Consider the following 23396-nt stretch of genomic DNA (forward strand, 5'->3'; position numbering starts at 1 on the left):
TGTTATGAAAAAAGTGATACTAAGTTTAGGTGTATGTTTTTTCTTTTTGACTTCTTGTGATAAGTGGTTGACAATACGCCCGGAAAACGAGATCGAAAAAACAAAATTGTACGAGACAGAAGAGGGATTCTGGCAAGCATTAAATGGCTTGTATTCTATTATGGGCTCAAATTATGGCCCTGCGGGGCATTTACAATGTTCAGATGTTGAGTTCTTGGCAAGTATATGGATTGCTAGTTCCGAGAGTGTCGAGCAACGTTTGATTGATCATCAATATAAGGATGCTGATGCGGATTCTCGTCTAGCTGATGTGTTCTTGAATCAATATAATATGATTGCTCATGCTAATACTATTCTGGAATACTTAAAACAGCAGGATTTCCTTCCGGAAAGATCGTATAATATAATCAAAGGAGAGGCTTTGGGGATGCGGGCTATGCTCCATTTTGATTTGATACGTTTGTGGGGACCTATGCCGAATAATGTTGATGCTAGTTACCGGTATTTGCCTTACGTGCAACAGGTATCTAAAAAGGTAAATACTTATGATACATATGGGGAGTACATGGAGAAATTGCAGGCAGATTTGGATTCGGCTGAGTTTTTGTTGGGCAAGTATGAGCCTTTATTGACTCATACTTGTAATGAGCTGAATAAGAATGGAGGAGATGATTATGATCGTTTAGAGTATTATTGGCGTCAGAATCATTTTAATTACTATGCCGTGTGGGGATTAAAAGCCAGAATTGCGCTTTGGATGGGAGATAAAGAACGTGCATTGACATATGCGCAAATGGTGAAGGAAACTCTAAATGCGGATGGAAGTGCCAAATTTCGATTGGGAACTGCAAATGATATAAATATCACAAGTACTGATGAGGCGGTAAACACGTTGAAAGCTGAGTGTTTATTTGGATATTACTTGTCATATTATAATTGGCAACAAGAGTTTAGCGATAATAGTGCTGATTTTAAAACACCAATCTCTAATATAGAGGGGTTATTTGATGATAAAAATGATTTTAGGTATACCTTATGTTGGAAAGTTGATCCGGATGTTTTTACGGGTGAGCCACAAAATGTTACGACTTATAAGTATAAAGCTTATAACAATAATTGGATACCTCAGATTCGTTTGGCAGAGATGTACTTGATCATGATAGAGTGTGCACCCTTGGATGTTGCTAATGTTTTGTATAAAGAATTTTGCGATTCTCGGGGTATGGGGTATAAGGAATTGACGGAAGGGAGTCGTATGGATATACTGCAGAGAGAATATTATAAAGAGTTTATCGGAGAAGGACAGGTGTTTTACATGAGTAAACGTCTCGGAGTGGAGAGAATGTTGTGGGGAAATCAGAAATATGCAGAGGCCCAGTATGTTTTACCAATTCCTAGAAGAGAGTCTGAAATTATATAAATTGTAGACCGTTATGAGAAATATATTATTAAGTCTTTTCGTTTGTTGTATGTTTATTGCTTGTGAGGAGGAAAAACTAGAACCTTACACGGGAAATGATACAGTTCAATTTTATACCACGAATTTTGATGAGGACATTGTGGTCGAATATTCATGGGGTATGGCTCTTGATCCGAATGCAGAGTATGATACATGCTGGATTCCGGTACAGACTATGGGACGTGCTAAAAACTATGACCGTTATTTGAAACTTGTTCAGGAAAAAGCCGTGGGTTGGGATTATGTCTATGACCACGTGGGGAATATCGTGGATTCGCTTTCTTACGAGATTCCTAATCAAGCCGTGGAGGGAAAACACTATGTTGCGTTTGATGACCCGGGGTTACGCGAATTGTTAAAGATTCCCGCAAATGCATTTCGTGTGGATGTTCCCGTGGTGATGCGGAAAGATCCGGAAATGACGGAGAAATTAACTTTGTTGATTCGGTTGGTGGATACGGAAACGGTGAAAGTGGGTGATCCCCAATTTACCAAATGCCAGATAACCATAGAATAGTAATTCGGTAAAATTAAGATTATGAAAAAAGTTATATTTTTGTTGTTATCCATGATAGCTATGTTCTATGCATGTGATTATGCTGGTGATATAAAAGATTATAAGGAAGATTTGGCAGAAGGGGGACCGGTGAATACGATTCTAGTGAGTCCCAGTGCTTTCACGTTATATGTAGATAGCGAATTCCCATCTATGTCTTATGTGAGTGTTCCGACTAATACGGTAGATTCTGTTGTCGTGTGGAGTTCTGATACTCCGGAGGTGTTAGATGTAGATCCGGAAACCGGAGAGCTGAAATGGGGAACCGTGAGGAATTGTGAAGTGGTAATTTCTGCAACAAGTGCGACAAGGAAAGATGTGAAAGGAGAATGTCGGATTACGGTAAGAAATACCATGGGAGTCTATAAGTATTTGGATTTAAGAGCGGAGTTGGGATTATTTGTGATTGATCGAAATATGGGTGCAACGATGGTTTTTGATAAGACCGTAACAAATAATATGGCGGCTGGACTTAAGGGAAATTATTATCATTGGGGGAATAATACTCCGGTTGCCAATAAGGAATTCGGAGGAGATGATGGACGTGGAGGTTACTACACGTATCCCAATGAGCAGACTCTTTTGGGAGGATATCCGGAATTTGATCCGTCATGGAATGCCGAGGGAGAACATTTTTCGGATTGGAGTCAGGGGGGAGAAACTCCTTGCCCTGGTGGGTGGCGTTTACCGACAAAAGAAGAGTGTGAGAAAATAATTTATATGACCAATGTTGCTAATTTTAATACTCAACAAGAAAAAACGGCTGCGAGAGCTTTACGTGAAAAGTTGGGTGTTGCGATGTCTGGTTATCAACGAATACCTGGGGGAAACTGGCAGTGGCAACATGGTATGTTATGGACTTCAACATGGAATCCTGAGACTAAAAAAGTTTGGGTTTTGTGGGCTACCAATTCCGGGGATTGGAAGGATGATCCTTGGGAGATGAAAGAGATGGAATTGAAGGGGATTGCGATAGCCGTTCGTTGTGTACGGGATGGAAATGTTGAGGACGTGGAATAGCATTAAATAGAAAGTTATGAAGAGATTTTGTTATATATTTTTAAGTTTATGGGTATTTGCGTCATGTTCAAATGATGACGTGGAATCCTCGGACGTGACTTTAGAGGTAAGGGATTACGTGGAGGAGACCATTTACAATTTTAAGGAAGATCAAGCTGTTTATTTGTGGGCAACCAAGAGTTGGGCAGATAAAGGGGTATCTAAAGTCGAGTACGTGGTAGATGCGAGTGTGTTGGATAATTATAATCAAGAACACGGGACAACGTTAAAACTTTTGCCGGAATCTTGTTATCATGCGGAACAAACTGTGTTTGAGGTAACGGATGAGATGAAATATGCCAAGTTCAAAGTGATGTGTTCTCCGGATAAGATTGTGGAATTGGGAACATATGGAAAAATAGAGTACGCATTACCTTATCGTATCTATGTTAATGGGCAGGCTGCAGAGGATCGTTACGGGACTGTGATTGTTGCTTTTAATGTGTTGCAGCCCTTGGCTTTGATTGAAGCCGGAATTGATTCCGTGTATTTTCATCATGAAGACGAGTTAAGCTTGGATTTCTCATGTTCCTTGAATTTTGATAATCGTTTGACTATACCGGTGAACTTTTTTGCTGATGCTACTCTTGTGAGCGATTTTAATGCTGAGTACGGTGCGGATTATGAGGCTGTGCCTTCCGAGGCTGTTACCTGGGAAACAAGTCAGGTCAGTTTTGAAAGAAAAGAGACGGAGAAAAAAGTGTTGTTTAACGTGAAGGGGGATATGATTCCGGTAGGTGTTTCTCTATTGCCAATAAGGATGGATGTAGATAGTCAGGGTGTTAGTGTTGATCCTCTGAGTGATCGAAAATATTTCTTGTTTTTTAATGATATGATAGCTCAAAGTAACTGGGAAGCATCAGTATCCAAGACGTGGAAAGGAAGTGGGGATATTTTAATTGATGGTTCTTTGGGAGACAATTGGATGGTGAAAGGTGAGGCATCAGAGTTTTGGGTGATATTATCGCTTAAAGATGAAAATAAAGTGGCTAACTTTACAGGTGTGGAAATGTATGTTCAAGATTATGACCCCAATAAGGTGGGACAAAAAAAAGCAGAGATTTATGTCAGCATGGATAAGGAGGAATGGGAACTAGCCGGGACTTATAATTTTAAAACTGAGGGAGGAAAACCTAATCTTGACGCTCAACGAGTATATTTTCCGAAGATTACAGGAAAGCATATCAAAATAAATATAGCGGAATGGGAGAATTCTCCATATATTGGTTTTAGAGAGGTTGCGGCAATGGGAGAAATAAAAGATAAGTAGTATTGTAACTGACAAGGGAGATTATCTCCCTTGTCATCTAAAAGTAAAAAAATGCGTTTGTTTTTTGTGTTTTTAAGTGTATGGATATGTGGTTCCACGTACGCACAAGATCGTTCTATTCGATTGGAAAAAGCGGATTGGCAGCGAGTTATAGCGAAAGCGAAAGAAGAGAATAAATTACTTTTTATCGATTGCAATGCCGTATGGTGTAACCCGTGTAAGGCTTTGGTGAAAGACGTGTTCAGCAGGAATGTTGTTGCAGACTTTTATAACGAGAACTTCGTGAGCGTTTCCTATGATATAGAGAGAGATAAGTCTCCGGAGTTTTTGGATATGCCTAAAATCTCATTTATTCCCTTGTTGTTATTCGTGAATCCTTCAACTTTGAAAATCATGCATGGATTTTTGGGGGGAATTGATGAATCGGGGATGTTGGAGCTTGGACGGGAAGCTTTGGATGGTAAACGGAATTTGGCGGGAATGCGGGAACGTTATCAGGCGGGAGAGCGAGGGGAGGCTTTGCTTATTCCTTATCTGAGAGTGTTAAAATCTTTGTATTACGGAGAATATAGTGAGGTATTAGCCGGATATTTTAAAGATATGACAGTGGAACGTTTAGCTATACCGGAAAATTGGAGTTTATTTGAAAAAGAGGGGAATGATGCTTTGATGCCAGTTTTTCAATTAGCTTGGCATGGACGGGAGCAGATAGCCACTAAAATAGGTGATGAACGAGTAAAAAGTAAATTAGAAGAAGTTTTGACTTGGCAGGTCAAAGACAACGTGGGGAGGGTTGACCGGGGAAGATCGGAAAAGAATTACCAAAAATTAGTTGCTTTCAGAGACTGCATCAATTCTATGGATTGGAAGGAGAGGGATTTCAGTTTGTTCGTGTTAAACATGGCAGAGAAGGCCTATCAAGGTGATTATGATGATGTTTTAAAATATTTGAAACGTTTTATTAAGAAATACGGTGTCGGTGATGAGAAGGTCGGAGAATACGTGTATATCTTTTGCGAGAAGTTTAAGGAGAATGGAAGTCCGGAACAAATCCTGTCTGGAATAGAGAAACTTGATCGGGTTGTAGAGAGTCAAAAAGATGCAGGAATCCGTTCCCGGTTGATGTATCTGAAACGAGATATGTTGAGGGCTGCCGGATATGAGAAAGAGGCGATGCGAGTAGATACTTTAGCGACTAAAATATTGAATCCGCATTTCTATGATAGGAAATAAAATGTTATAAGAGTGTTGAGATAAGGGATATTCATGTGTTTGTGTTTTATATTGTTTGGGAAAGTCGTTCGTTTTCGAACGACTTTCATATTTTGATGTATTTCACGGCAATAAAACTGGGGATGGTACAAAGCATGATCCAGAGAAAGAAGTGTTGGTAGCCGATCAGTTCTTGGATATAGCCGGAGATCATGCCGGGGAGCATCATGCCGAGGGCCATGAAACCGGTGCAGATGGCGTAATGGGCGGTTTGCTGCGGACCTTTGCTGAAGAGCATCATGAAGTAGGTGAGGGCCGTGAAACCGAATCCGTAACCGAATTGTTCGATGGCGACGGCGGAGGAGATTAGCCAGATGTTGGAAGGGTGGACGAATGCCAGATAAACGTACACGATATTAGGCAGGTTCATGGCGGCGGTCATCCACCAGATCCAGTGTTTTAGGCCATTCTTGGCCATGAAGATACCGCCTAGGATTCCGCCTATCGTGAGGGCGATAAGGCCAACGACGCCATAGATGGTGCCGACTTGCATGGTGTTTAGTCCCAAGCCACCGACTTCGGGATTGTCCAGTAAGAAAGGGGAAGCGATTTTTACAAGTTGTGATTCTGCAAAACGGAAGAGCAGAATAAAGGCTAAGGCTGCAATGATTCCTTTCTTTTGGAAGAAGGTAATAAAGGTTTGGAAAAAGGCATTCAGCGGGTTACCGTTTTTCATGGGAATATCATTTTCCGGTTTGGGGAGGATGAATTGGTGGTAGAGGAAGAGAAGTACGAATAGGATTGCTAATAGATAGAAGGTGACTGACCATGCCCTGGGAACGGCAATCTCTTCCGGGAGCGTGGAGGAATAGGTCTTTTCAAGCCAACCGGCAAACATGACAATCAATCCTTGTCCGGTGAGCATGGCGAGGCGGTAAGCCGTGTTACGGATACCGACGAAGAAGGCTTGTTTCTTGGTGTCGAGTCCCAGCATATAGAACCCGTCTGCTGCGATGTCGTGGGTGGCAGAACTGAAAGCTAATAACCACATGAATGCTAACGAGTAGCGGAAGGCATGAGGTCCGGGAAGAGTCAGTGCTATTCCGGCTAATCCTCCACCGATCACTAATTGCATGGTGATCACCCACCAGCGTTTGGTCTTCACGATGTCTACCAGCGGACTCCATAGGGGTTTAATCACCCAGGGTAAATAAAGCCAGCTCGTGTAGAGGGCTATATCCGTGTTGTTTATTCCCAACCGTTTGAACATGATAACGGCAAGTGTCATGACAACGACATAGGGTAGACCTTGTGCGAAATATAGAGTGGGGATCCAGGACCAGGCCGATTTAGTGATTTTAGATTTCATGATTTATGATTTCATTTTCAATTTTCAATTCTCCATTTTCAATTGTTTGTAGTTTCGTGTTCGGGAAATAGTGCGAGAGGATTTGCTTGTAATCATAGCCTTTGGCACTCATGACGGCAGCTCCGATTTGGCAGAGACCGACTCCGTGTCCCCATCCCGCACCTTTCAAGGTGAAACGGGTAATAGCTCCGGAGGTATCTTTCTCTGTTTCCACGATGAAGGCCGAACTATACAGGTGGGATTGGGAGAAAGCTTTGCGAATGACAAGTTCTTTCCCGATAATCATGTCTCGTTTTGAACCTTGGATGCGGAGACGGGTGATGCGCCCGGAGACACCTCTTTCCACGGGTTCTATGGATTGAATGTCCCCGAAGTCTATCCCGATACGGGATGTTATTAATGCAGATAGTTCCGGGGGAGTGTAGGATACTTGCCAGCGGAAAAAGTCCTGAGTTTCCTGATCATAGTCGTTGAGAACGTTGGACAGGATAGCCTTGTCCCGGGTATTGCAGAATACATCCGGGGTGGAGAGAATCCATTTTCGGGCGTTCTCTTCTTGGGATAAGTCGGGAGTTGAAGACTGGGTATCGCTATCAATCACTTTTGTAAGATAGGGATGATTCACGGGTTCCCAGGTGTTTTCAAAATACTCGGTTACTCCCCCGCAGCATTTGGAGAACCGGGCATCGCAGACCTCTCCGTCATACACAAGGACCTCCCCCCGGGTGGCCTCAATGGCTTGTTGGACAAATGGCGTGTAGGCTTTGTTAATACCTTGGTAGCGTTGACAATGATCGTCTGCGCACACGTCGAAATGCTCGTGGTCTTCCCGGTCATACCACCGGATATATTGTTGTTCATCCTGTATGCAGGACTGGTAAGTGTCGGTTAGTTTCTCGCTCTTTATTTTTTGTGCGATCAGCCAACTGCGGGAAATGACCGCGTGGGCTTTTAGGAGTTCCAAAGATGAGGTGGCACTCATTTCGGAAGAGATCACGCTTAGTAAATAATCTTCTAGGGGTAATATGTTGATTGCTGTCAGATGTTTCCCCTCGTCCATGATCTTCAATGTACCTTTGAACTTCTGGTCTTCCGTGCGTTGCCAGTGGAAATTGATCCCGATCATGACATTTAACAAATCAAAGTTTGTCGTTTCATCGTTCTCCGGTGTAAGGGTGAAGTGATCCGGTACGATCTGTGTTCCTGAAGATGAATGTAGAATCAAGTTCTTCCCTTCTTTGGAAATGGTATATTCTCCGGAATATTTTTGATCCTTGTTCCAGTAGGTTCCGTTCAAACGGAAGGTGATGGCAGGAGCGAAAAGGATGCCAATGGAAAGAGTGATCGCCTGCGGCGAATTACAAGTTGATCGGTTACAAGTTACAGGTTCTTTCATCTTCATAAATCGTAAATCATAAATCGTAAATTCTCAAACTGTTCGTCGGTAAGGGTTAACTGGGAAAAGAGTTCTTCCAGCAAGGGGGCGTCCAGACGGTTGAAATCTTTTTCCCGGGGTGAGATGATCAGACCGGCAAAGTCTACACAGCCGGGACTGAACAGTATGTTTTCATCTCCTTCTGCGAAGAATTGCCACGGGCGGTGTTGACGACGGGGAAACATGACTACCCACCATTCGTTGTTTTCGTACCAGGCAAAGAGGTTCATCATGGGTTCCGGGTCGTTCGGGGTGATTTGGCCCACGAGTGACACTAATTGCTCGAAAATATCCATTAGTTGCTCCCGGTTGCTCGAATGAAGTATGATATTCTTGCGAAGATAGTGATGAATACTTTCGATTGTGGTTTCCCGTGATTCGGAAGTCCACAAGATTTCTTTCGGGCAGGAGTTTACATCGGTTTCCAGGGGCATGATATGACGGGCTGCCAGTTGGAAATGAAAATGATCCGGGGCGGAGGCTCCGCTACGGGGACCATTATAAAAGATCGTGTACTCCGGATAAGTTTGTGCAATGGCCAGCATATCTTGGAAATGTCCCTTGATGAGCTGGGGTATGTGTTGCTTGGCCGGAACCGTGTAATGGCGATCGAATATTGGATAAGGGTTTACCCGTATATCCAGTGTGGGGTTATAATCGAAACTAGCTTGTTCCGGCGGAATGTTTCCTTTACACAAGAAACAGGCTCTTGCCTTGATTGATTGCTCGTCTATTTTAGCCACGGCCGATTGAATCCGGTCCGGGTTGTACTGGATGCGAATCTGGAACCCCTCGAAATCAATCGTACGATAAATGACATTCCGCAAGTGTTCGTAATTGTTCTGGGCCAAGGGCCAAGAGGCTAGTTGTGATTTCGTAAATTCGTCGAAAAACATGATAAGGAATTAATTTTTGATTTAAGATTGTTCTCCATTTTCAATTCTCTGTTGCCTTGCCAATATTTCAATCATACGTATTTTATCTTTATAGTAATTATTTGCGTTTACACGTTGGATGTTCAAGTCCGCGTCGGAATTACCTTCCCAGCGACGACATAAATATAGCGGTTCATAAATACGTTCGATCCGGTATTCACGGGAGATTGCGAGTGCTGTGGCATAATCCTCCCCGTAACTGACGTTCGGGATTTTGATTTGCCGGAGTAATGGCGTGTAAAATGCTCGGGGCGCCCCCAGCCCGTTAATACGTAAGGCGTTGTTACGCCCGTTGTCCGGCGTCCATTCCTTGTGGTCAATGATGCCGGGAGGTATTTCTTCCAGCTTGAAATTAACCATCTTGTAACTACCGATAATCATGGCACATTGATGTTTGTGGAACGTGTCGACAATGCGTTGGAGTACGTGTCGATTGATGTACAAATCATCACTATCCAACTGGATGGCGAATCGTCCGCAATGTTCGCTCATGATGGCATGTGTCCAGCATCCCCCGATGCCGAGGTCGGTGCGAGGGGGAATGATATGGATTATTTGCGAGTGCTTTTGGGCCATCTTTTTAACAATAGCGGTCGTGTCGTCGGTGGAATGATTGTCGATAACGAGAATATTATACTTGAAATTGGTCTGTTGTGAAAAGACGGATCGTATCGCTTCCGCAATGGTCTTTTCCCGGTTGCGGACGGGAATAATAACCGAGACTTCAGTTTCAAAATGCTCGTCTTGGAACGGGACGGTTTTGAATGCAGGAGGCAAGTAGGCGCCTATGGCCTTCAAGTGAGCCGTGAAAGCCTGTTCCATTTCAGTTTGTACTTCCCGGTTACGAGGGTTCACGTAATCAAATTGCTTTTCACCGGAACGTCGGGGATCGTGTTCCTTTTCCGAGTACAGGAATTCGGGAATCCGGAAAATCAATCCTTCCCGGGAAAGACGCAGGCGCAGATCGTAGAGTGCGGCAAAATTGTACTCCGAGTCCATTTCGCTGATCACTTTTTTTAAAACGTCTGTTCTGAATAAAAGTATCGATCCGAAATCAAAATCATCCCTGACGCTCCCCAATTGATAGTCAATAGTCGGGTGTGCCGTTTGCGAACCATCTTGTTCCGTGTAATAATCCGAGTAAAGCATGACGGCTCCCGTGGCTTGTGCTACCTGAAGAAAACGTTTTTGCGCGTGTTCTCCTAATCGTGGAGTCGGGTATTTCGTGTAGAAAAAGACATAAGGTGAATCTATCGTGGTAACGATTTCCCGTAACGTGGCCGTTTGTTCAAAATGCACGTAGGTCTCTGTCTGTTCATCCCTTTTTAGCCGGGAAATGGTACAAGAAATAATAGACATAAATTACAAATTTAAGGTTTAAGCCAAAGATATATCTTTTTGTAGAAAGTGCATGAATTTTGGCGTATTTTAAGTGAAAATAAATATCTTTGCGAAGTTACAAATAGAAGATGTTGGAGTTTTTTATAAAGCTATATAGGAATCTTAGGTACACGGGGGTGTTACTTGTTTTGTTGTTCGTTTCCTGGACAACAAAAGGAGGGACCGGTGAGCCCGATTCCCGGATATTAATTATCAGTTCCTACAACCCGGAAACTTCCCAGACGGCTAGGAATATATCGGATTTTATAGAAGAATATGGCCTACTTGGTGGAAAATTTTCGATTGACATAGAGAATATGAATTGTAAAAGTTTCTCCGAGGCTTGTACATGGGAAGGGCGGATGAAAGAATTACTGGATAAGAATATCGAAAAGGGTTTACCGAAGCTCATTATTCTGTTGGGGCAGGAGGCATGGACGGCTTATTGGTCTCAGGATTCACTGATTACCCGGGATGTCCCGATCATGGGAGGGATGGTGAGTCGGAATGCAGTCTTGTTACCGGAGGAGGGTACCGATTTGGAGAACTGGGAGGCGGAGAGTGTGGACGTGATGAGTGATAATATTCGGGAATTAGAGGTTTTTGGCTTTGCTTACGAGTATGACGTGGTAGCGAATCTTCGGTTAATTCTGGATTTTTACCCGGAAACCAAGCATATCGCTTTTATCACGGATAATAGTTACGGGGGAGTCTCTCTGCAGGCTTTGGTGAAGAAGAAGATGAAAGAGAAATTCCCAGAGCTGGATTTGATTCTTTTGGATGGCCGGAAACACACGATTTATTCGATCAGTGATGCTATTGCCCGGTTACCGGAGAAAACGGTTATCTTGTTGGGAACGTGGCGAGTAGATAAAAATGATGGTTATTTTATGCGGAATGCCACGTATTCGATGATGATGGCGAATCCTAAAATTCCGGCTTTCACGATTACTTCTATCGGGATGGGGCATTGGGCTGTCGGGGGATGTGTACCGAAGTACCGGACTGTCGGAAAAGATATGGCCAAACAAGCTTTGGCGTTAGAGAGACAACATGATTCGACCGTGCTGGCGGGTATGCAGATCATTCCGAACGAGTATTGTTTTGATTATACCAAGTTATGTTCAGAGGGATTCTTGAATAAAGCGGAGGTCGAGAATGCTGTTCTTTACAACAAGAAGTTGTCCTATTTCGAGGAATATAAATATCAGATTATAGGGGTGGTTTCGGCTTTTTTAGTTCTACTGTTCGGTTTTTTCCTAGCCTTATATTTCTATTTTAGAACCAAACGTTTTAAAGATGCCTTGTGGCAGGCCCAGAAAGATAATATCTTAATACTGAATAATGTTAATTCCGGGATCAAGTTTATTCATCCGGATTTCACGATAAAATGGCATAACGGGATTGATTATGATGTCGATCCGGAAAAAATTAAAAGTTCCAAGGGCCAAGTTTGTTATAAGGTTTTGAGAGGACTGGATGAACCTTGTTCTTTCTGTCCGGCGGTAATGGCCATGAAAACGGGAAAAGTGGCTGATGTTGTTGTGAAACATGGGAATTATTACGTGTATATGTTGGCGAATCCTGTTTTTGATGATGATAATAATTTGTTGGGTGTCGTGGTGCGTATGGAGGATATGACAAAGCAAAAGCAGGCGGAGCTAGAGTTACGGAAGGCAAAGGAAAAGGCAGAGGAGTCTGATCGGTTGAAGTCTGCATTTTTGGCTAACATGAGTCACGAGATTCGTACCCCGTTGAATGCTATCGTGGGATTTTCCGGGGTTCTGACTTCGGATGATTGTGATGCGGAAAGCCGTCATGAGTACGTGGCTATCATCCAAAAAAATTCAGATTTATTACTTCGCTTGATCAATGATATTCTGGATATATCCCGTTTGGAGACGGGACGATTGAAGTTGTCTTATGAGGAGGTTGAGATCGTTTCTTTGTGCCAGAGCGTGTTGGCGACAACTAGTTACGGGAAACGGGATGTGGTGGAGTACGTGTTCCGGACACCCTGTGAAGAATTTATACTGGAGACAGACGTGCAACGTTTGCAACAGATATTGATTAATTTGTTGTCGAATGCCAATAAGTTCACGGAACAGGGGAGTATCACGCTGGGAATCGAGATCAATGAAGAGCAGGATTGTGTTTATTTTAGCGTGACCGATACGGGACGGGGAATTCCGGAGGATAAACAGAAGAAGGTGTTCGAACGTTTCGAGAAACTGGATGAATACGTGCAGGGTACTGGTTTGGGATTGGCCATATGTAAGTTGACGATCACGATGATGGGCGGAGACATTTGGGTGGATGGGGATTATAAAGAGGGGGCCCGTTTTGTGGTTCGCCACCCGTTGCACTTGGACCCGCTTTCTGAAGAATAATTCGCTTTATAATAGTACTTTTCTAGTTGTTCAATTGTCTTTTATTTGATATTGTTTGTAGAATTAATAAAAGACGTATGAAACAGAATTTTTTCTTAATCTTTTGTTTGGCCTTATTAGCCGGATGTGATATAAATAAAGGTTTCACGATTGATGGTGTTGTCCCGGATGTGGAAAATGGCAGAACGATTTACTTGGTGGCTTTAGCCATGAATAGCCAGTGGGATACGCTGGGGATGAGTGTTGTCGAGAACGGGAAATTCAAAATCGAGGGAAAGATCCCCGAACCCCGGATAGTCCAGATACGGGGAATCGAGAAACGACAATCTATCCCGTTATTTTTGGAGAATGTTCCGTTTCTGGTGAAGGTTACCGGAGAACGTCCCGTTGTGACAGGAGGAGAACTTCAAAGAATCAGTAATGAGTTTAATGATGTGAAAGCTGAAATATACAAGGATATGCCGGAGATGGAGAAGGCTTTCCGAGAAGCTCGTGAGCAAAAAGATTGGAGCCGATGTGAACAGCTTATTAAAGAAGAGGAGCGGTTAGATTCCATCTATAATGAGGCTGAACGACAAATTCTGGCAGAACGGGGTAACACGTTGGTGGCTGTTTACCTCGTCTCCCGGCATCACCCGAAAATGCGTTTCGAGCGTTTGAAACCGATGTACGATCGGTTAAGCGAGGAGATGAAGAGTAGTCCTTACGGGCAAGTGATCACGCAACGTTACCGGGATGCTAAAATTACTGCGGTAGGAGAGATTGCTCCTGATTTCACCTTGTTAACACCAGAAGGAGATTCTTTGTCTTTGTATTCTGTGAAGGCAAAAGTGAAAGTGCTGGATTTCTGGGCGTCTTGGTGTGGCCCTTGTCGTGCGGAAAATCCCAATGTGGTGGCCCTGTATCAGAAGTATAAAGACAAGGGATTGGAGATTCTAAGCGTGTCTTTAGATTCAAAACGGGAACCTTGGGTCAAAGCGATCCGGGAGGATGGTTTGACATGGAAGCACGTGTCGGATTTGCAAGGGTGGAAATGTGCAGCAGCACAACGTTATAAAATAAGTGCAGTACCTTCCATTTTCGTGTTGAATAGTGATAACCGGATTGTGGGGAGTTTTTTACGCGGGAAACAGCTGGAACAGGTGCTGGACAGCCTGATGATAGAATGATATAATTAAAGTTTTAGTGTAAATGATAATTTATTATTTATTGATTATTAGATAAAAAGTTTGTGCAATATTTTGACTGTGTCTGAAAATGGGTTATATTTGATCATCATGAACGTGTGCATAGGGAGATATTAGATGCAATCGGATAAATCAGATATAGATATTATTAAAGGGATGCGTGAAGGTAAGGTTTCTGCATTTCGGGATTTGTATACCCGCTATTCTAATCTGATTTATCGGAACATCTTGGTGCGTGTAAATTCGTCTTTTGATGCGGACGATATTTTTCAGGATTTTTTTATTCAGGTATGGGAGAAAAGAGAGTCGCTGGAAATAACTTTGTCCGTAAAAAATTATCTACTAGTCTGGTTGAGAAACCATATCTTAAATTCGATCAAGAAAGAACAGATTCGGGATCGTTATCACGAGATGTCCGGGGAAGGTAAGAGCGAGGCCGATGATTATACCTGGGTTGAGATCGTGGCGGCGGATCTGGATGACAAGATCAAACATATCGTTCGTAAATTCCCTCCCCGATTAAGGTCCGTGTATATGTTGAGTCGAGAACAACATTTGTCGGTGAAAGAGATTGCCGATAAATTATTCGTGTCGGAACAAACGGTTAAAAATCAATTGACTGATATATTGAAAAGACTGCGGAAAGAAATTAGTCGAGAAAATTTTTGTTTATAGAATAGTACTACTTGATGTATGGAGCTGTCCTATTTATGACAGCTCGGAATAAATAAAGGGACTCCAGGCTTTTTCATGTAGTGTTTGTGGTGACTCCCGTCGGTGACTCGTCGGTATCTTGATTGTATATCAGGGTAAAGTCAGGGTAAAATGAACGCCGTGTTTCGGTGACTTATCGATGACTTATCGGTAACTTATCGAAGAGTTATAGGTGAGACATAGGTGTAAGTGTCATGGAATACAGTCGGATAACCGATGAAAAACATGATATTTCTCCGAAAGGGATTAAGGTTTGATAACAATTATGTTGTGAAGTGTGAAAGTGAACGGGAATTAATGTAAAGTGAAACGATATGGGAGTAGATGAAATATACGATTTATTGAAGAAGTACCGGGAGAACACGTGTACACCGGAGGAACGAGAACGGATCGTGCGTTGGTATCGACAACAGGATGACGAGGTGGAGCAGTTACCCGAGATTCCCCGGAAGAAATTGGAACAGCTGTGGTATTCAATCGAGCGTAAAATGCGGGGACGGGAGAGAAGCTTGTTTTTTAGTTATGCAGCCATGCTGATCATCATGTTTTCCGTGGGGGGAGGTATTTTTTATCTGGCCAAAGAGAAGAGGGGGAATCATCCGGTGGAAACCGTTCATCAGGATTTGTTACCAGCGAAGGGTGTCGTGATGTTACAATTGAGTGACGGGCGAAGTATTCCGTTAACGGGAACGGCGATTATCAAGGAACGGGGAGGGCAGGTTATTGAAAATGATTCCGCGAAGGTGCTGGATTATACCGGTGTTCGGGAAAAAGAAGTTGAACCCGTGTATAATAAGATCACGGTACCAACCGGGGGCGAGTATTTGGTGCTTTTGTCCGACGGTTCCCGGGTTCGGTTAAATTCTTGTTCATCGCTAAGATACCCGGTCGTTTTCACGGGAGAAAACCGAACGGTGGAATTGGAGGGGGAGGCGTATTTTGAGGTAGAAAAATCCGTTCATCCTTTTTTCGTGAAAACATCCAACGTGAATGTCCGGGTAACAGGAACTACCTTTAATGTTTCTGATTATGCGGATGATAGCCGGGTAACGACAACTTTGGTCGAGGGGCAGGTAGTGGTGAACAAGCGTGATCAGGAGGAAACCTATGTCTTGGAACCGGGATTGACCTTTAAATATAAAAAGGATAATGGAAAGATTAAAATCAAGGCGGAGGACCCGGAGTTGTACGTGTCATGGATGCGGGGAAAGTTCAAGTTTGAAAATATGCGGCTGGAGGACATCGTGTGCAAGTTGAATCGTTGGTATGATTGTAACGTGGAATATGCGGACGATACGTTGCGGGACTTGCGATTCAGCGGGGCCGCGGAGAAAGACCGTCCGGCAAGTTACTTGCTGGAAATGATCGAGACGGTGACAGATGTGAAATTTGACGTGTCGGGAAAAAAGATAAGAATATCACGTAAATAAAAAACAGGGAGCTCTCACCCTCCCCGTTTTCAATTGACAAATACCATTCACGAAATGAATCAACACTATTTTTCGTGAGTGATTTATAAACTGTAATAACAAAGGTATGAAAAAAAAATGGATGTGTAAAATTTTAAGGTACATGCGAAATCTTTTTTTGCTATTATTGATTTCCGCCTCTAGCATTTGGGCAAGAGATGGTTATTCCCAAAAATCTCAAGAGATTTTTAGCGTGAAGAGCGGGACGATCGAGTCTATTTTCAGACAGATCAAAAAACAGAGTGGTTACGAGTTTTTTTACAACACGGCGGTGCTGGATGTAAAGGAAAACGTATCGTTGGCCACTCCGAACGGGACGTTGGAGGATATTTTGAGCCAGGTGCTGGGGAATAAATACAGTTATTCGATCCGGGATAATTATATCCTGATTTCGGGAAAGAAACATGTTTTGCCGGATGAGGTGAAGAAAATCGTTATAAAAGGTCTTGTGAAGGATAGAAAGGGGGAATCTTTACCGGGCGTATCCGTGCTGTTGAAAGGGACGACGGTGGGTGTGGCGACAGATGTGAAAGGAGAATTCATGTTGACGATTCCCGCGCAGGACACGATCGTGTTACGATTCACGTTTATCGGGATGAAGACGAAAGACGTGGTTTACCGGGCGCAGGAGAAACCGATCGTCGTCGTGCTGGAAGAGAGCGCTACGGAAGTCGAGGAAGTTATCGTGACCGGGTACCAGGAGATTAAGAAGGAACGGATGACAGGTTCCGTGGAAGTCGTGACTTCAAAGGATATCGCGAATAAAGGGTATACCAGCGTGGAGGACGTGTTGAAGGGACAGATGGCCGGGGTGGCCGTCATGAACTTGTCGGGAAGACCGGGAGCCCAGGCTCGAATCCGGATTCGGGGCATCAATTCCTTGACCGGGGACACGAATCCGATCTGGATCGTGGACGGGATGCCACTCACGGGAAACGTGCCGGAGGTGAGCATGGGAGGAACGGAGTTTGAAGAGACGGTGCTGACGAGCGGTATTGGTAACATTCCCCCGGATGATATTGAAAGTATCACGGTACTGAAGGATGCGGCGGCCACGGCGATTTATGGTTCCCGTGCGGCAAACGGTGTGATCGTGGTAACCACGAAACGGGGAACGGTTGGACGTTCATACATTAATGTTCAAGTGTCCTACGGGTTGAGTGAGGCTCCGGATAACCGATTGAAGATGATGAATACCAAGGAAAAGATTGCTTTTGAAAGAGGTATATACGAGGATTTTCCGGGGTTGAACGTTGGGGGACGGGTGTACCAGTTGTTGAAAAAGGTGGATAACGGGTTGTTGACTAAGGTCGAGGCTGAAACAGAAATCGAGAGATTGAGTAAAATCAATACAAATTGGTTTGACAAAATTTTCAGGGTGGCACATACCCAGAATTATAGCATATCCCTTTCGGGAGGTAACGAAACGACCCAGTATTATGGCAGTCTTTCTTATTTGTCGCAGGAGGGGGTGATGCCCAATAATAAATACGAGAGCATGGGGGCATCCATGAAGTTGACCCATGATTTCAATAAATTCCTGCGAGTACATTTTGACGTGCGTAGCAGTTTGCGTAACGATCGTAGTTCTGCCTCTCCGGTGAATCCGCTGGATTACGCGACTTATGCGAATACTTACGAGCGTTTGTATGACGAGGAAGGGAATTACGATTATGACCGCAGTTCGTTTTCCGAGCTTAGTTCCATTCGGGACGGGTACAGGTATGATTTTAATATCCTGAAGGATCTGAACGATAACACAACGAAATCAAGATACGTGAGTAATCAAGTGAGCTTGAAACTTGAATTCAAGATTATGGAAGGGTTGATGCTTTCTTCCATGGGGACATTCTCGAACTCGAATAATCATTCGATGAAGGAATTGGTTCCCGGTTCTTATGCCTCGAAACGGGCTTCTTGGTTGGCAGGTATATACACGGAGGGAGAGATTACGGACGATATGAACAACGGGATGGTTCAGGAGTCGACTTCCCGTTCCCAGCAGTGGACCATCCGGAACCAGTTGGAATTTGCCCGGGGATTCTCCGGTGGCGATCATTACGTGAATGCTTACCTGGGACAAGAGGTTTCCTCTTCTAAAGGATACGGTTTTACCAGCATGATTCCGGAGTGGAGTGACGTGTACGGTGTGGCGAGTTACCCGGATTTGACCGGAGTTACGTTGAAATCTTCTTTTACCGATTTATTGGCGAAACTGGGGTCCCATTCCGAAACCCAAGACCGGAGTGCATCGTTCTTTATGACCGGATCTTATAGTTACAAGGACCGCTACGTGGTACAGGGAAGTGCCCGTCTGGACGGGGTGGACATTATCGGTACGGATAATCGTTTTTCACCTCTTTGGAACGTGAGTGGTAAATGGAACGTGCATAATGAGTCTTTCATGACCCGGTTCGGTTTTATCAATCAGTTGGCTTTCCGGGTGTCCTATGGTTTTGTCGGGAGTATTGACCGGAATGCCTTGCCTTTCTCTGTTTTACGTAAAGTGAGCAATTATTCGTATAACGGGGAGAAGATTATGGACCGTTATGATCCTTCCAACCCTTCAATCAAGTGGCAACGGCAGGAGAATAGGAACATTGGTTTTGACGCCTCTCTATTGAATAACCGGATCAACTTGGTCGTGAACTACTACGATAATGATACCCGGAATTTACTGGATGATAAAAAGATTGCCGCCTCGACGGGACGCCTTTCCGTGGCTGCAAATGTGGCTTCCGTGAATAACCGGGGATGGGAGATCAGTCTGCGAACTCTGAATGTGCGCACGACTGATTTCAGTTGGGTGACCTCGGTGAATTTCACGAAGAATAAAGATAAGGTGACCGAAACTTATTACCAGGATTTGAGTGAAGTCTCTGCTAGTACGAACTCGACTTTCGAGAGCATATATAATTTGTATATCCAAGGACGCCCCGTGAAAGCATTCTATGGTTACAAGTATGCGGGAGTCGATCCCTACACGGGAAACTCGCTGGCTTACGTGGACGGGTTTGATGATGATGGGAATCGTTTGGGGACTTTGACCCCGGAAGGTAAGTATGTCTATAACATGGATAATGACTTGACCACTCAGTTGGCTAATTCGTCCCGCGGTTACTTGGGACGGAGTGACCCGCCTATCACGGGAGGTTTCACCACGCAGTTTAATTACAAGCGGTTTAGCCTTTTCGCACAATTTACTTATATGACGGGACATTTGGCTCGTTCGTTCCAGTACTACGTGTCGGGAGGAACAACCAGTGCCTCTGCGAGAAACTTGTTGAAGATCGAGGCGAATCGCTGGCGGAAACCGGGTGACATGACCGATGTTCCCAAGTATGGTACTAGCCGGACCGAGTACTTGTACCAATTGTTTGATTTCCGTTTTGAGAAAGGAGACTATCTGAAGTGTAATAATATTTCATTGGGATATAATCTGGACCCGGCTTTGTGTGCCAAGTTGTACATCACGAGAGCCCGTCTGAACCTGAATATGGCGAATGTTTTCACGTTGACAAAGTTCAGAGGAATAGACCCGGAAACAAAGGGAGCTTTCACTTATCCAAGCGCTCGGACATATAGTTTCACGTTATCAATCGGAATTTAATGTAAGAATTATGAAAAGAAATATATGGTTATTTTTTAGCATGGTGTTTTTATTCGGGGCGTGTTCCGATTTTTTGAACATGCCTCCCAAGAATACAAAAGTGGTTTATACGATCAGCGATGTCCGCGATGCGATGTCGACCCTGTTATTCGCAACTACTTCCTCTAGCTATCATAGTGGGGGGACCATAAGTAATAGTGTGAGGTTTAATGACGAGTACGTGCAGTTTCCTTTCACGAGGTATTGTAACGTGGCATCCATCTTGTACACGAATGACTTGGATATGGTGAATTTCCTGTTTGATGATTTTGCTAACCCGGCCCGGGGAGGACGTGGGTTTATAAAAGAGTACACGGAGGGGAAAAATTGGGAGGGATATACTTTCCCGGCGCTATTGTGGAAGAATGTTTTCATTTCTGTCGGCTATATTAATATGGTATTGAAGGATCTGGAAAACGTACCCGATTATAATAAAACGGATGCAGAGAGAATATCGGGAGAGGCACGGGTGATGAGGGCTTACTACCTGCTTCGGCTGAACCAATTTTTTGCTCCCTACGATAAGAACGAGTATGGTATCCCGTTTAATTTCGATGCAGACGTGGTGCAGGGGGGAAAGAGATGGAAACAAACGGATTTGTACGCGAAACTGATTGGGGAGATTATGGAGGTGTTGGAGTATGAGACTGTACCGGAGGAGGCTTGGAACTTATTCTTCAATAAGAGAGTGATGTACGGGATTCTGGCCCAGACCTACCAGTACAAGGCTGGGTCTTGTGCGGCTGAGGCGGATGATTGGAGTAAGGCTGAGTCCTACGCAAAGGCGGCCCGAAATGGGGAACGAGTGGAAAATACGGTGGACGAACAGTTTGAACTGACAACTGTTCCTCTGGCAAGGGGAACCACGAAACCTCACAAGTTTGCCTTGTTACGTTTTTCTTTGTATGCCTCCGCCATGAACGATTACGCGCCCTGGGGAAGACCTTCGCAACTATTGGTGCAACAGCCTTCGGAAGAGTTGTACGGTCTTTATGATGAACACGATATTCGTCGGGAAGTTTATTTCCAAGAGATTGATGGGAAGATATACGTGACTCGGTGGCAATACACGAACAATCATAACGCGAATGACGTGCATGTGTTGTTCCGTTTTTCTGATTTGTTGCTTATCGAGGCGGAAGCGTTAGCCCGTCAAGAGAAGGACGGGGCTTTGGAATTGCTGAATGAATTTAAACGTAGCAAGATTCCCGGGTACACGGGGTATTCCGGGAATGACGTGATCGGGGAGATCCTGGTGGAGCGTCGTAAGGAATTTGCTTACGAGGAAATGATGAACTGGCTGGATATGAAACGGACCGGGGTTACGCTCACTCGCCGGGTGAAGGACGAGGCGACGAATGAAGTGGTGACGTACACGTTGGATAGCGATGATTACAGGTATGCGTTCCCGTTACCTGCCGATTACGAGTTGATGTATAATAATGTTCCCCAGAACCCAGGTTGGAAGTAATAAATGTAAATGAATAGAATATGATGAGATATATAATCATTTTTTTTATCACGATGCTGTTTTTTAGTTCGTGTGAAAAAGAAAAGAGCGTGATTTTTGATTTGAATATTTTACCGGATGAGATTTCAAGAATCGAGTTACGTGCAGATCACAAGATGTTGGTGCCTAACGGGGTGAGCCAGATGGGATTTCATACTTTCGTGTATGGTAAAAGAACCGTGATGTCATACGGGCGGGACGAGGAGACAAAAGAGTTTTACGGGAAAGAGATCGAGGAAGAGTTTTTGATTCCCAAGGATCAGTTGCCAGCGGATTATATCAAGGTGTATGATCAAAACGGGAACGTGTTGGAGGGAAGTTATTACACGACCACGACGGATGCTCCCGGGACGGTAAAGCAATTTTACGCGAAAGGAGGAAATTTGGAAAGCGAGCGATTGAGTATCACGATCCGGGAGTTGCCGGATGAAAACTATGAAGAAGTGGTGATTCCCGTGGTGTTTCACCTACTTGTGCCACCGGCCACGGCGGCACCATCTTACGATGTCAGCGTGGAGTTGCTGGAACGGCAGTTGCAACGGGTGTCGGATGCTTTCAACCGGAAAATTACGACAGATCCTAATGCGGGAAATGCGAAGGTCGTGTTTAAACTGGCCACGTATGACCAGAACGGATTGAAAATGCAGGAACCCGGAAAGAACGTGGAGAATATAACTGCGGCAGATTTCACGGCTATGGGAACGTCTTCCACGAAGACGACCCAGTATTTGGCGTATATTTTGGCGAATTCAAAGCGTATTATCTGGGATCCGAATAAATACATGAATATCTGGATTGCAAAGTTCACGACGTCGACTTCCAACACGGGAACCACGACGTCTTACCGAATGCTGGCACCCACGGTGATGCACTCCGATTATGAACTGACATCCATCCCGGGGATAACGATGAAACATAAGGATGCTTTTAATCTTAGTGATGTTACAAATTGTTTGGAAGTCGGGTTTATGTTGAACTTGAACGCTCTGTTGTCCCCGACGACGGTGCAGGGGAAAAACGAGTTTAGCTTGGCAACCCCGATCGCGGAGTATTTGGGTGTTCTCCAGACGAGATGCGACAAGTATAGCTATTTGAATGCGGATGGCGATAGTGATTATTGCCCGGACACGTATAGTTTTGACTACGGTTATTATCCTACCGTGTTCAAGGGAAACAATTTGGATGGTCAGCCGGAGAATGATCCGACCCGTCCGATGGAATATTTCACGTCTTTCAACGTGCTGGACATGTATAGTTACAAGAATTCCCTTTCTATCGATCAGGTGAAAAGGGTGAGAATGGTTTTGAAACAATGTCCTTCCCGGTGGGCTTATAAATCAAATTGGGCTTTCACGGGAGAAAATTGATTTTCGTGTAGTGTGGTAAATTAAAACCTTTGGCAGGACATTGGGGTGTCCTGTCGAAGGTTCTGTTTTTGGGGGAATGTTGACGTGTCGAGGAATGAAAAATTTACACGGAAGTTATCGAATTGATATTCAATAATAAGTTGGAAATAATACATATAAACTACATCGGCTTGTGACAGGTTATTCTTGTATGGAGTATGAGATTAAATGCTCCTTTTGAAAGAATCATTAAACGAACGTTTAATAATATTTCGGAAAGACCGATTTCCTTTTTTAGCCTCATTAGTGAAATCCTTGATTGTTAATAGAAAAAAGTATCCGGATTTTTGGGACATATCGTAAAATTGGATAATTTTGGAATATTATTAAACGTTCGAATATTTATCTTTAAAGCTTGGATCGTGTCGGAAAAATCGGACATTGAAATTGTACGTG

Annotated in this window: 16 protein-coding genes; 12 read left to right on the forward strand and 4 right to left on the reverse strand. The window is 43.9% G+C overall.

Annotation, left to right across the window (positions count from 1 at the left end; all coding sequences use genetic code 11):
* The first annotated feature begins 4 nt into the window (after positions 1–4).
* From I2I33_RS06370 to I2I33_RS06390, 5 genes are read left to right on the forward strand one after another with little or no spacing between them, the layout of a single operon-like run.
* Entirely contained in the window at positions 5–1420 is a 1416-nt protein-coding gene (locus I2I33_RS06370; protein ID WP_087420996.1) for a RagB/SusD family nutrient uptake outer membrane protein, read from the forward strand.
* A 13-nt stretch (positions 1421–1433) separates the two neighbouring features.
* Complete coding sequence (locus I2I33_RS06375) at positions 1434–1976, forward strand: hypothetical protein (protein WP_140402583.1); 543 nt, start codon at positions 1434–1436, stop codon at positions 1974–1976.
* A 21-nt stretch (positions 1977–1997) separates the two neighbouring features.
* Positions 1998–3035 carry a hypothetical protein gene (locus I2I33_RS06380; RefSeq protein ID WP_195666766.1) on the forward strand — a complete coding sequence of 346 codons (1038 nt, stop codon included), beginning with the start codon at positions 1998–2000 and terminating at the stop codon, positions 3033–3035.
* A gap of 16 nt (positions 3036–3051) precedes the next feature.
* Positions 3052–4344 carry a BT_3987 domain-containing protein gene (locus tag I2I33_RS06385; RefSeq protein WP_195666767.1) on the forward strand — a complete coding sequence of 431 codons (1293 nt, stop codon included), beginning with the start codon at positions 3052–3054 and terminating at the stop codon, positions 4342–4344.
* Between the two features lie 51 nt (positions 4345–4395).
* Complete coding sequence (locus tag I2I33_RS06390; protein WP_195666768.1) at positions 4396–5577, forward strand: thioredoxin family protein; 1182 nt, start codon at positions 4396–4398, stop codon at positions 5575–5577.
* Positions 5578–5662: 85 nt separating this feature from the next.
* Here I2I33_RS06390 and I2I33_RS06395 read toward each other — a convergent pair whose 3' ends face one another.
* From I2I33_RS06395 to I2I33_RS06410, 4 genes are read right to left on the reverse strand one after another with little or no spacing between them, the layout of a single operon-like run.
* Positions 5663–6925, reverse strand: coding sequence for an MFS transporter (locus I2I33_RS06395; RefSeq protein ID WP_087421001.1), 1263 nt, complete (start codon positions 6923–6925; stop codon positions 5663–5665).
* Positions 6915–8321, reverse strand: coding sequence for a SpoIID/LytB domain-containing protein (locus I2I33_RS06400; RefSeq protein ID WP_087421306.1), 1407 nt, complete (start codon positions 8319–8321; stop codon positions 6915–6917). The genes I2I33_RS06395 and I2I33_RS06400 overlap by 11 nt, the downstream gene beginning before the upstream one ends.
* A 2-nt stretch (positions 8322–8323) precedes the next feature.
* Complete coding sequence (locus I2I33_RS06405) at positions 8324–9256, reverse strand: DUF4922 domain-containing protein (RefSeq protein WP_087421002.1); 933 nt, start codon at positions 9254–9256, stop codon at positions 8324–8326.
* Positions 9257–9277: 21 nt separating this feature from the next.
* A complete protein-coding gene (locus I2I33_RS06410; RefSeq protein ID WP_087421003.1) occupies positions 9278–10654 on the reverse strand; it encodes a glycosyltransferase family 2 protein in 1377 nt (458 codons plus the stop codon).
* A gap of 110 nt (positions 10655–10764) precedes the next feature.
* Here I2I33_RS06410 and I2I33_RS06415 point away from each other — a divergent pair, with 110 nt between their 5' ends.
* The 7 genes from I2I33_RS06415 to I2I33_RS06445 all read left to right on the forward strand — a co-directional run bounded on the left by I2I33_RS06415 (position 10765) and on the right by I2I33_RS06445 (position 22961).
* The gene (locus tag I2I33_RS06415) at positions 10765–13065 is read left to right on the forward strand and encodes a sensor histidine kinase (protein WP_087421004.1); all 2301 of its coding nucleotides are present in this window, start codon (positions 10765–10767) and stop codon (positions 13063–13065) included.
* A gap of 77 nt (positions 13066–13142) precedes the next feature.
* Entirely contained in the window at positions 13143–14234 is a 1092-nt protein-coding gene (locus I2I33_RS06420; RefSeq protein ID WP_087421005.1) for a TlpA disulfide reductase family protein, read from the forward strand.
* Positions 14235–14369: 135 nt separating this feature from the next.
* Entirely contained in the window at positions 14370–14927 is a 558-nt protein-coding gene (locus I2I33_RS06425) for an RNA polymerase sigma-70 factor (protein ID WP_087421006.1), read from the forward strand.
* Between the two features lie 353 nt (positions 14928–15280).
* Complete coding sequence (locus I2I33_RS06430; RefSeq protein ID WP_087421007.1) at positions 15281–16396, forward strand: FecR family protein; 1116 nt, start codon at positions 15281–15283, stop codon at positions 16394–16396.
* Positions 16397–16538: 142 nt separating this feature from the next.
* On the forward strand, positions 16539–20045 hold the full coding sequence (locus tag I2I33_RS06435) for a SusC/RagA family TonB-linked outer membrane protein (protein ID WP_162613766.1): 3507 nt from the start codon (positions 16539–16541) through the stop codon (positions 20043–20045).
* Positions 20046–20055: 10 nt separating this feature from the next.
* On the forward strand, positions 20056–21555 hold the full coding sequence (locus I2I33_RS06440) for a RagB/SusD family nutrient uptake outer membrane protein (protein WP_087421009.1): 1500 nt from the start codon (positions 20056–20058) through the stop codon (positions 21553–21555).
* A gap of 20 nt (positions 21556–21575) precedes the next feature.
* Positions 21576–22961, forward strand: coding sequence for a hypothetical protein (locus I2I33_RS06445; protein ID WP_087421010.1), 1386 nt, complete (start codon positions 21576–21578; stop codon positions 22959–22961).
* Positions 22962–23396: the final 435 nt, after the last annotated feature.

It is taken from the genome of Butyricimonas sp. BSD2780061689_150309_C8, assembly GCF_015560935.1.
GTDB lineage: Bacteria > Bacteroidota > Bacteroidia > Bacteroidales > Marinifilaceae > Butyricimonas > Butyricimonas paravirosa.

What these genes read in the sequence shown, in the direction of transcription:
- I2I33_RS06370 (WP_087420996.1), top strand. Translation starts at nt 5, where the DNA reads ATGAAAAAAGTGATACTAAGTTTAGGTGTATGTTTTTTCTTTTTGACT.
- I2I33_RS06375 (WP_140402583.1), top strand. Translation starts at nt 1,434, where the DNA reads ATGAGAAATATATTATTAAGTCTTTTCGTTTGTTGTATGTTTATTGCT.
- I2I33_RS06380 (WP_195666766.1), top strand. Translation starts at nt 1,998, where the DNA reads ATGAAAAAAGTTATATTTTTGTTGTTATCCATGATAGCTATGTTCTAT.
- I2I33_RS06385 (WP_195666767.1), top strand. Translation starts at nt 3,052, where the DNA reads ATGAAGAGATTTTGTTATATATTTTTAAGTTTATGGGTATTTGCGTCA.
- I2I33_RS06390 (WP_195666768.1), top strand. Translation starts at nt 4,396, where the DNA reads ATGCGTTTGTTTTTTGTGTTTTTAAGTGTATGGATATGTGGTTCCACG.
- I2I33_RS06395 (WP_087421001.1), bottom strand. Translation starts at nt 6,925, where the DNA reads ATGAAATCTAAAATCACTAAATCGGCCTGGTCCTGGATCCCCACTCTA.
- I2I33_RS06400 (WP_087421306.1), bottom strand. Translation starts at nt 8,321, where the DNA reads ATGAAAGAACCTGTAACTTGTAACCGATCAACTTGTAATTCGCCGCAG.
- I2I33_RS06405 (WP_087421002.1), bottom strand. Translation starts at nt 9,256, where the DNA reads ATGTTTTTCGACGAATTTACGAAATCACAACTAGCCTCTTGGCCCTTG.
- I2I33_RS06410 (WP_087421003.1), bottom strand. Translation starts at nt 10,654, where the DNA reads ATGTCTATTATTTCTTGTACCATTTCCCGGCTAAAAAGGGATGAACAG.
- I2I33_RS06415 (WP_087421004.1), top strand. Translation starts at nt 10,765, where the DNA reads ATGTTGGAGTTTTTTATAAAGCTATATAGGAATCTTAGGTACACGGGG.
- I2I33_RS06420 (WP_087421005.1), top strand. Translation starts at nt 13,143, where the DNA reads ATGAAACAGAATTTTTTCTTAATCTTTTGTTTGGCCTTATTAGCCGGA.
- I2I33_RS06425 (WP_087421006.1), top strand. Translation starts at nt 14,370, where the DNA reads ATGCAATCGGATAAATCAGATATAGATATTATTAAAGGGATGCGTGAA.
- I2I33_RS06430 (WP_087421007.1), top strand. Translation starts at nt 15,281, where the DNA reads ATGGGAGTAGATGAAATATACGATTTATTGAAGAAGTACCGGGAGAAC.
- I2I33_RS06435 (WP_162613766.1), top strand. Translation starts at nt 16,539, where the DNA reads ATGCGAAATCTTTTTTTGCTATTATTGATTTCCGCCTCTAGCATTTGG.
- I2I33_RS06440 (WP_087421009.1), top strand. Translation starts at nt 20,056, where the DNA reads ATGAAAAGAAATATATGGTTATTTTTTAGCATGGTGTTTTTATTCGGG.
- I2I33_RS06445 (WP_087421010.1), top strand. Translation starts at nt 21,576, where the DNA reads ATGATGAGATATATAATCATTTTTTTTATCACGATGCTGTTTTTTAGT.